Below are 9,882 nucleotides of genomic sequence, written 5' to 3'. Positions count from 1 at the left end.
CAACTTAATTTAAAAGCAGGACAGAAAGCCAGAAATTCTACAGCTTATGCTGCGGCAAGAGTTTATCTGCAAACGGGCATTGGGCTACTAGAGATAAATTGTTGGCAAAGTCAGTATGAATTGACCCTAAAACTCTATGTTGCCTCCGCCGAAGCCGCTTATTTGAATGCTGACCTCGACGGCATGGAAGAGATGGCAGCAGTGGTGTTGCAATCAGCTCAGACAATTTTCGACAAGGTGAAAATCTACGAAATTCAAATTGTGGCACTAACGGCTAGAAGCCTAATGTTAGCGGCGATCGCAGTGGGAAGAGAGGCTCTAGCGCAATTGGGGGTAGAACTCCCGACGGAAGTAGACGAAACCAAGATTGGCAAAGCCTTACAAGACCTTAATCACCAACTCCAAGACAGAGAAATTGCAGGGCTGATTGACCTACCGATGATGAGCGATCGCACTGCTCAAGCCGCGATGCAACTGTTAGGAGTGTTGTCTACACCAGTGATCCAGGGAATGCCAGGTTTACTGCCCCTCTTGGGCGCAACGATGGTGCGGTTGTCGCTCCAATTTGGCAATGCCCCCGTCTCGACAGTAGGATATGTGATTCATGGAATGGTGCTGTGTACCTTTTTGGGCGAAGTCGAAGCAGGCTACAAGTTTGGTAGATTAGCGCTCTCGTTGCTGGAGAGGTTGAATGCTCAGTCCATGAAGTCTAACACTCTAAACCTGTTTGGGTCTCTCATTCAACATCATCAAGAATCGCTCTTGGCAACGATACCGGTGCTCAAAGATAGCTACACGGCAGGTATGGAAACAGGCGATTTTCTCTTTGCTGGCTACAGCATGACAGCTTGCATGACTATTGCGCTTTTGGCAGGTGTAGACCTAGACACTTTGGCCTCCGAATTCGCCGTTTACAGTGCTGCTCTGGCTCAAATGAAACAAGATTCGGCGCATATTTATTTGGGCATAACTGGGCAAACGATAAAGCATTTGAGAGAAACGGTCAACCAACCAGATTGCTTAATTGGTAATGCCTACGATGAAACGGTGATGCTGCCCAAGCACCAGCAGGATAACGATCTCATACCGATCGCGCTTGCCTACATCTACAAACTGCTGCTTGCCTACTCATGGGGCAATTATCAAGCTGCCCTCGACTACATCACCCAAGTCAAGCTGTATTTGATGGCGATATCGGGAATGTTTGTGGTTCCCGTTTTCCATTTTTATGCCGCACTTACGTACTTGGTACTCTTTCCCACTCAGCCACAACCAGAGCAAGCCGAAATGCTTGCCCAAGCTGAAACCCATCAAACTATTCTGCATCAATGGGCGCAAAATGCCCCGATGAATTATTTGCATAAATGGTATTTAGTGGAGGCTGAACGGCAACGGGTTTTGGGCAACAAAGCAGGCGCAGTAGATTTGTACGATCGCGCCATCCAACTAGCCAAAGAAAATCAATTCCTCAACGAAGAAGCACTAGCTAATGAACTGGCGGCGAAATTTTACCTAGAGTGGGGTAAAGAAAAATTTGCCCAACTTTATGCGATCGAGGCTTACTATGCTTACAGTCGTTGGGGAGCTAAGGCTAAAGTAGACGCTCTGGAAAAACGTTATAGCCAACTCCTGGCTCCCATCCTTCAGCAATCTCATTCCTCTACTTCCTTCAAGGGAGCGATCGCCCTGGGAACGATCGCTTCTACGCGCACTTCTAGTAGTGCCTCTGAAGTCCTAGATTTAGCAACTTTACTCAAAGCCTCTCAAGCTATTTCTGGGGAAATTGAACTCAATCGGCTCCTAACTATTCTTCTAGAAATAGTAATTACTAATGCTGGGGCAACCAAGTGTGTTTTACTACTCAAACAAGATACAGATTTAAAATTAGTAGCCCTTGTAGAAGAGGGGCAATCACCACAAATTTTACCATCAATTGCCCTAGAATCAAGCCCCGATTTAGCGATTAGTTTGGTGAATACTGTCAAGCGGACTTTGAAACCTCTGGTGCTGGCGGATGCGGGAATGAATTCTCAGTTTGCTGGGGATAATTACATTCAAAACCACCAGCCAAAAAGCATTCTTTGTAGCCCAATTCTCAATCAAGGGCAGTTGATAGGAGTTTTATATCTGGAAAATAACCTGATGGCGGGGGCATTTACGACCGAGCGCATTGAAGTGTTAAATCTGATTAGCTCTCAAGCTGCTATTTCCTTAGAAAATGCCCGGTTATATCAAGCAGCACAACAAGCATTAACCGATCTCAAACAAGCTCAAATTAAAATAGTCCAAAGTGAAAAAATGTCAGCTTTGGGCAACTTAGTGGCTGGCGTTGCCCACGAAATTAATAACCCGATCAGCTTCCTTACTGGCAATATTACCCCTGCCTTAGATTACATTAACGATTTGTTTGGATTGATCGATCTAGTGCAACAAAAATATCCCCAACTACATCCAGAGATTCAAGAGGAAATAGAAACCATTGAACTTGACTATATTCGAGAAGACTTACCCAATTTAGTTGAATCGATGCAAGAAGGTGTGAAGCGGATTCAAGACATTAGCGTGAGTCTCAGAAACTTCTCTCGTGCTGATAGCGATCGTCCTGTAGCTTGTAATATCCATGATGGGATTAATAGCACGATTATGATCCTCAAACATCGTCTGAAAGCCAACGATACTCGCCCAGAAATCCAAGTGGTTAAAGATTATGGCAATCTCCCCTTAATCGAATGCTATGCGGGACAATTAAATCAGGTATTCATGAATATTTTAAGTAATGCTATAGATGCAGTAGAAGAATCGAATGCTGGACTTAATTATAGGGAAATAAACAATAAGATTAGTGTTCAGACAGAGCTAGCAAGCGACCACAAGCAGGCAATCATTCGGATTAAAGACAATGGAATTGGTATGAGTACAGAGGTACAATCGAAGATTTTTGAACATTTATTTACAACTAAGGGAGTAGGAAAAGGTACGGGATTGGGATTGGCGATCGCACGGCAAATAATTGAAGAAAAACATCAGGGACAAATTACAGTTCATTCTTTACCTAGTGAGGGTACTATTTTTGAGATCGCTCTCCCTATTAAATAATAGAATATAATTGTAGTAGGAAAAAAGCAAACTGTAGAATATTCTAATTCAAACGTTGTCTAATAAGAGGATAAATGAATTATGAACGCGCACCCACATTTGTCAGGTTATCAAATAACAGAAGAGCTTTACACAGGTACGCGCACCCTCGTCTATCGAGGCATCCGTATCCGCGATCGGCAGCCAGTAGTTATCAAACTTCTGCGAAGCGAATATCCTACCTTTAACGAACTCGTACACTTTCGCAACCAATATACGATTGCCAAAAATCTCGACCTCCCCAGTATTGTTCAACCCCTCGATTTAGCACCTTACAAAAATGCCTATGCTTTAGTAATGGAAGACTTTGGCGGCATTTCATTACTAGAATATCTGCACCAAAAAATAGCAGAACCAACAGCAGAATCATCTAATATTTTAGCTTTAGCAGATTTTTTCGACATAGCTATCCAGCTTGCCAACAGTCTCGACGGACTAATTCACCAGCGCGTGATTCACAAAGATATTAAACCTGCTAATATTCTGATTAATCCCGATACCAAACAAGTCAAACTAATTGACTTCAGTATTTCTTCCCTGCTACCCAGAGAAACCCAAGAAATTCAAAATCCCAATGTTTTAGAAGGCACTATCGCCTACCTATCACCAGAACAAACTGGACGCATGAATCGAGGTATTGACTACCGCACTGATTTCTATTCTCTAGGTGTCACATTTTATGAACTACTCACCGGACAATTGCCCTTTGCATCGAACGATCTGATGGAATTAGTCCACTGTCACATCGCTAAGATTCCCCCAAAAGTTCACACTTTAAATCCAGCTATTCCCCCATTTCTCTCGGCGATTGTCAGCAAACTGATGGCCAAAAATGCGGAAAACCGCTATCAGAGCGCTTTCGGGTTAAAATATGATTTAGAAATTGCGCGATCGCTAATTAATGCGGATGTAATGTTACAGGGGCAACAAAGAGGCACAATCCCCACCTTGGAAATCGGACAACGGGATCTGACAAACCGCTTCTTAATTCCAGAGAAACTCTACGGGCGAGAACCGGAAGTTAAAACCCTCCTTAATGCCTTTGAACGAGTCGCTAACCCCTCTCTTTCCCCCCTTGCTGAGGGGGGAGTAAGGGGGGGAGAAATGATGCTAGTGGCAGGTTTTTCAGGCATAGGCAAAACTGTAGTGGTGAATGAAGTTCATAAACCGATTGTTCGTCAGCGCGGTTATTTTATTAAGGGCAAATACGACCAATTTCAGCGGAATATTCCCTTTTCGGCTTTTGTGCAAGCGTTTCGAGATTTGATGGATCAATTACTATCAGAATCGGATGCTCAGTTACACGCTTGGAAAACTAATATCTTGTCAGCAGTTGGAGACAATGGGCAAGTGCTGATTGAGGTGATTCCTGAATTAGAACGCATCATTGGCCCTCAACATCCGGCATCAGAACTATCAGGAAGCGCCGCCCAAAATCGCTTCAATTTGTTAATGCAAAAATTTGTGCAAGTCTTTACCACAGAACAACATCCGTTAGTAATATTTTTGGACGATTTGCAGTGGGCGGATGGCGCATCTTTGAAGTTATTACAACTGTTGATGGAGGATACGGGGCATTTATTGGTGTTGGGTGCTTATCGGGATAACGAAGTGTCGCCCGTTCATCCATTTATCTTGACGGTGGATGAAATTGTCAAAGCTGAGGCGACGGTAAATACCATTACGCTACAACCGTTGAGTTTACCAGATATGAATCAGTTAGTAGCAAATACGCTGAATTGCGATCTGCTTTTAGCTCAACCATTGACAGAATTAGTGTATCAAAAAACCAAAGGTAATCCCTTCTTTGCAACACAATTTCTTAAGGCATTGCATGACGATAATCTGATTACTTTTGATTGGGATATCCGGCATTGGCAATGCGATATTGCTCAAGTCAGAGCTTTAGCTATCACCGATGATGTTGTCGAATTTATGGCAGTCCAATTGCAGAAGCTACCGACACAAACTCAGGAAGTTCTCAAACTTGCTGCTTGTATTGGGGCACAGTTTGATATGAATACGCTGGCGATTGTGGCTGAAAAGTCGCCGGAAGAAACAGCAGCATTTCTCTGGAAAGCTTTACAAGAAGGTTTCATTCTTCCCACTACGGAAATCTATAAATTCTTCATTCAAACAGATTCCCTAACTGCCACCCAGTCGGCTGCAAACCCAACTTATAAATTCCTGCACGATCGCGTCCAACAAGCCGCTTATTCCCTGATTCCCGACGAGCAAAAACAGATCGCTCACCTAAAAATAGGGCAACTGTTACTGACTCATACCTCCCCTGCCGAAAAAGAAGAAAAACTGTTTGAGATTGTTAACCAACTTAATATCGGCAAATCCCTGATCCTCTCTAAAGCTGGGCAAATAGAACTTGCCAAACTCAATCTGAAAGCCGGACAAAAAGCCAGAGCGGCAACTGCCTATACAGCCGCATTTGAGTATTGTACTACGGGCATCGCCTTGTTAGGTGAGGAGCGGTGGCAACCGCAGTACGAGCTAACCTTAGCCCTCTACGAAGCTGCCACTGAAACCGCTTATCTGAGCGGCAAATTCGAGCAGATGAAACAATTGGCAGCAATCATTGCAGAACACTCTAAAAACCTGTTGGATACGATTAAGGTCTATGAAATTCAAATTCAAGCTGCTCAAGCTCAACATCAATTTGTAGAGGCAGTGCAGATTGCCCTAAAGAGTGTCGAGCGTCTAGGAACCAGTCTTCCAGAGCAACCCAGTCAATTAGATATTACAAAGGCATTCGAGGCGACTAAATCCATCTTGGCTGGAAGGCAACCTCTGGACTTAATAACTCTGCCTCAGATGAAAGACCCTAACAAGTTAGCAGTTGTACGCATTCTTACAGCCGTCTCTTCTTCTGCTTTTGTTGTAACTCCAGCGCTCTTACCATTTATTGTCCTCGAACAGGTAAATTTATCTGTTCAATATGGCAATGCCTCATGCTCTGCAAATGGGTATGCTTACTATGGATTGATACTTTGTGGGATGACAGAAGAGATTGACTTTGGCTATCAGTGTGCAAAACTAGCACTTTTGTTGCTAGAACATTTTAATGCCAAAGAGATGAAAGCCAGAGTCTATGTCGGAATTTACTGTAGCGTGTGGCATTGGAAAGAACCGCTCAAGAATAGCTTACCTTTTCTCCGGGAAGGCTACCAAGTGGGACTGGAAACGGGAGATTTAGAATCGGCTACCATTTGCGGATTTATTTACATTTCATACTGTTGGTTTATGGGCAGAGAACTAAGCGATCTCAGTCGAGAGAGCGCTGCCTTCCGAACTCAGATTGCCCACCTTAACCAAGAAGGACTTACCAGCCATCTGACTGTTTTTCAGCAAGCAATTTTAAATCTGATTGGCGATGCTGCTGAACCTTGGCGGCTTCGTGGAGATGCCTTCGATCGCGAGGAAATTGTGCCAGCCCTCGAGCGATCGGGCGATCGGACTGTGCTTTACTATTTCTATGCTACCGAACTGAGTCTATGTTATCTGTTTGGCAAGTTGGATTTGGCGGTGGAAGCGGCGATCGCAGCCGAAAAATATATAGGTGGCGCGACAGGTTTATTCATAGTTCCACTCTGCTACACCTATGATTCTTTAGCACATCTGGCAATTTATTCTCAGGTTTCTGAGGCACAACAGCAAGACATTCTTCAACGGGTAGCTAAAAACCAGGAAAAGATGAAAAAGTGGGCCGATCGTGCTCCAGAAAATTACGTGCACAAATTTTATTTAGTGGAAGCCGAGCGTTACCGAGTTTTAGGGCAGAAATCAGAGGCAATAGACTTGTACGATCGCGCCATCTCCCTGGCTAAAGAGCATCAATTCCTCAACGAAGAAGCACTAGCTAATGAACTGGCGGCGAAATTTTACCTAGAATGGGGTAGAGAAAAATTTGCCCAAGTTTATGCGATCGAGGCTTACTATGCCTACAGTCGTTGGGGAGCTAAGGCTAAAGTAGAAGATCTAGAAAAACGTTATAGCCAACTCCTCACTCCCATCCTTCAGCAATCTCATCCCTCCACCTCCTTCCAGGGAACTATCACCCATCAGGAAACTATCGCTTCTACGCGCTCTTCTAGTAGCGTTTCTGAAGTTCTAGATTTGGCTAGTCTACTCAAAGCTTCTCAAGCTATTTCTGGGGAGATTGAACTCGATAAACTCTTAGCTACTCTCCTAAAAATAGCGATCGCCAATGCTGGAGCAAGTAAGTGTGTCTTGCTACTCAAACAAGATAGTAATTTACAGGTAACAGCGCTTGTAGAAGAGGAACAGGAAGCGCAGCTATTACCATCCATACCTCTAGAATTAAGTCTGGATGTAGCAATTAGTTTAGTGAATACTGTCAAGCGGAGTTTGGCACCTCTGGTACTGGCTGATGCTAGGTTAAATCCTCAGTTTGCAGGCGATCCCTATATTGAGCAGCACCAGCCTAAAAGTATTCTTTGTAGTCCAATTCTTAACCAAAGTAAGTTAATTGGAATTTTATATCTGGAAAATAACCTGACAGTTGGAGCATTTACGAGCGATCGCGTGGAACTACTCAACTTATTATGTGCTCAAGCCGCAATTTCTCTGGAAAATGCCCGACTTTATCAGCAATCGCAAATCTATGCCCAGCAGCTAGAGCAAGCTTTGCATGATTTACAACAAACCCAATTGCAAATGATTCAAAGCGAAAAGATGTCAGCTTTGGGTAACTTAGTTGCTGGCGTTGCTCATGAAATTAATAACCCCGTCGGCTTTATTTCTGGCAATTTGAATGAAGCTAAATCCACAGTTCAAGACTTAGTAGCGCATCTCAATCTCTATCGCGATCGCGCACCAAAAACAGAGATTACCGACCATGCCGAAGATATCGATTTAGATTATATCATCGAAGACTTGCCTAAAATGATTGACTCGATGCAATTGGGATGCGATCGCATCCAAGGTATTAGCACTAGCCTCCGCACCTTTTCTAGAGTTGACAAAGACTACAAAGTTCCTTTTAACATCCACGAGGGCATCGACAGCACGATCTTAATTCTCAAATATCGATTGAAAGCCAACGATGAGCGACCCGCGATTGAAATAGTTAAAGACTACGGAAGTATTCCGGCGATCGAATGTTTCCCTGGACAAATAAACCAGGTGTTTATGAACATTATGGCGAATGCGATCGATGCCTTAGATGAGTTAAATATGGGGCGCACTTTTGCAGAAATCAAGGCGAACCCTAATCGCATTAAAATTACCACTTTTGGAGAAAACCAAGAGGTAAAAATTGCAATTGCTGATAATGGTAAAGGCATAAGTGAAACAGTTCAACAAAAGATATTTGACCAATCATTTACAATGAAGGGAGTCGGGAAAGGGACGGGATTGGGATTGGCAATCGCCCAACAAATCGTTACACAAAAACATGGCGGTTCTCTCCAGGTCAACTCTAGACTAGGAGAAGGAACTGAATTTATCATCATTTTGCCTACCCAGGAAAAATAAGCAAGTTAATTTCCCTCTTTTTTAGACTCATTTAACCCCTTCCTCACCATCTACTCTCAAACAGAAACGGTCATGAATAACTCTTGCGAAAATACCAAGTCTCCGACAAATGTTCCAATTCCCAACCATCAAATTATCGCTACAATTTATTCAGGAAGTCGCACCTTAGTTTATCGAGCAGTCCGTACCCATGACCAATTACCTGTCATTATCAAACTGCTAAAAAATGACTATCCCAGCTTCAGCGAATTAGTGCAGTTTCGCAATCAATATACTATTGCTAAAAACCTCGACCGCACTGAAATCATCCAAACCTATAGTCTCGAACCATATCGAAATGGTTATGCGTTGATAATGGAAGATTTTGGGGGTATTTCTCTTCAGGAATGGGTGCAGCAAAGAAAGAAAACACTGTCGCTGAAGGAATTTTTAGAAATAGCGATCGCACTGTGCAATATCTTAGATATATTGTATCGCGAGCGCATCATTCATAAAGATATTAAACCCAGTAATATCTTAATTAATCCTGAAACTAAACAAGTCAAATTAATTGACTTTAGTATTGCATCTTTACTCCCACGAGAAACACAAACCCTCATCAATCCCAATGGGCTGGAAGGGACACTAGGTTACATTTCTCCCGAACAAACCGGGAGAATGAATCGCGGAATTGACTACCGGACAGACTTTTATTCTTTAGGTGTGACTTTCTACGAATTACTCACAGGAGAATTACCATTTCCAGCGAACGATGCGATGGAGCTAGTACATTGCCATATCGCAAAAGCAGCGCCATTAATAGATGAAATTAATTCAGAAATTCCATCTACAATGTCAAAAATTGTCAATAAATTAATGGCAAAAAATGCCGAAGATAGATATCAGAGTGCATTAGGGATAAAAATTGATTTAGAAAACTGTTTAACACAAATTAGAGAAACGGGTGAGATTAAATACTTTGAAATAGCGCGACAGGATGTAAGCGATCGCTTCCTCATCCCTGACAAACTCTACGGACGAGAAACCGAAGCAGAAACTTTACTGCAAGCATTTGAGCGAGTCAGCCTTGGGGCAACAGAAATGATGTTGGTAGCTGGGTTTTCGGGTATTGGGAAAACCGCCGTTGTCAACGAAGTTCATAAACCAATTGTTCGGCAACGCGGTTATTTTATCAAAGGAAAATTTGACCAATTTCAACGCAATATTCCCTTCAGTGCATTTGTACAAGCATTTCGGGAT

The 9,882-nt window shown here is 43.0% G+C and carries 3 protein-coding genes; all 3 read left to right on the top strand.

Annotation, left to right across the window (positions count from 1 at the left end; genetic code table 11):
• Window positions 1–3,096, top strand: a 3,096-nt coding sequence (locus PN499_RS00065) for an ATP-binding protein (RefSeq protein WP_272029549.1), incomplete at its 5' end; no start/stop codon positions are given.
• A gap of 81 nt (window positions 3,097–3,177) precedes the next feature.
• Window positions 3,178–8,643: a trifunctional serine/threonine-protein kinase/ATP-binding protein/sensor histidine kinase gene (locus PN499_RS00060; protein WP_272029548.1), complete on the top strand. Its 5,466-nt coding sequence runs from the start codon at window positions 3,178–3,180 to the stop codon at window positions 8,641–8,643.
• Between the two features lie 72 nt (window positions 8,644–8,715).
• Window positions 8,716–9,882: serine/threonine-protein kinase (locus tag PN499_RS00055; protein ID WP_272029547.1), on the top strand; the 1,167-nt coding region annotated here is incomplete at its 3' end.

This window comes from Kamptonema animale CS-326, assembly GCF_028330895.1.
GTDB lineage: Bacteria > Cyanobacteriota > Cyanobacteriia > Cyanobacteriales > Microcoleaceae > Kamptonema > Kamptonema formosum.
This window is presented reverse-complemented; position numbering and strand designations above follow the sequence as displayed.

Coding starts and splice junctions, on each gene's coding strand:
- PN499_RS00060 (WP_272029548.1), top strand. CDS start 3,178: ATGAACGCGCACCCACATTTGTCAGGTTATCAAATAACAGAAGAGCTT.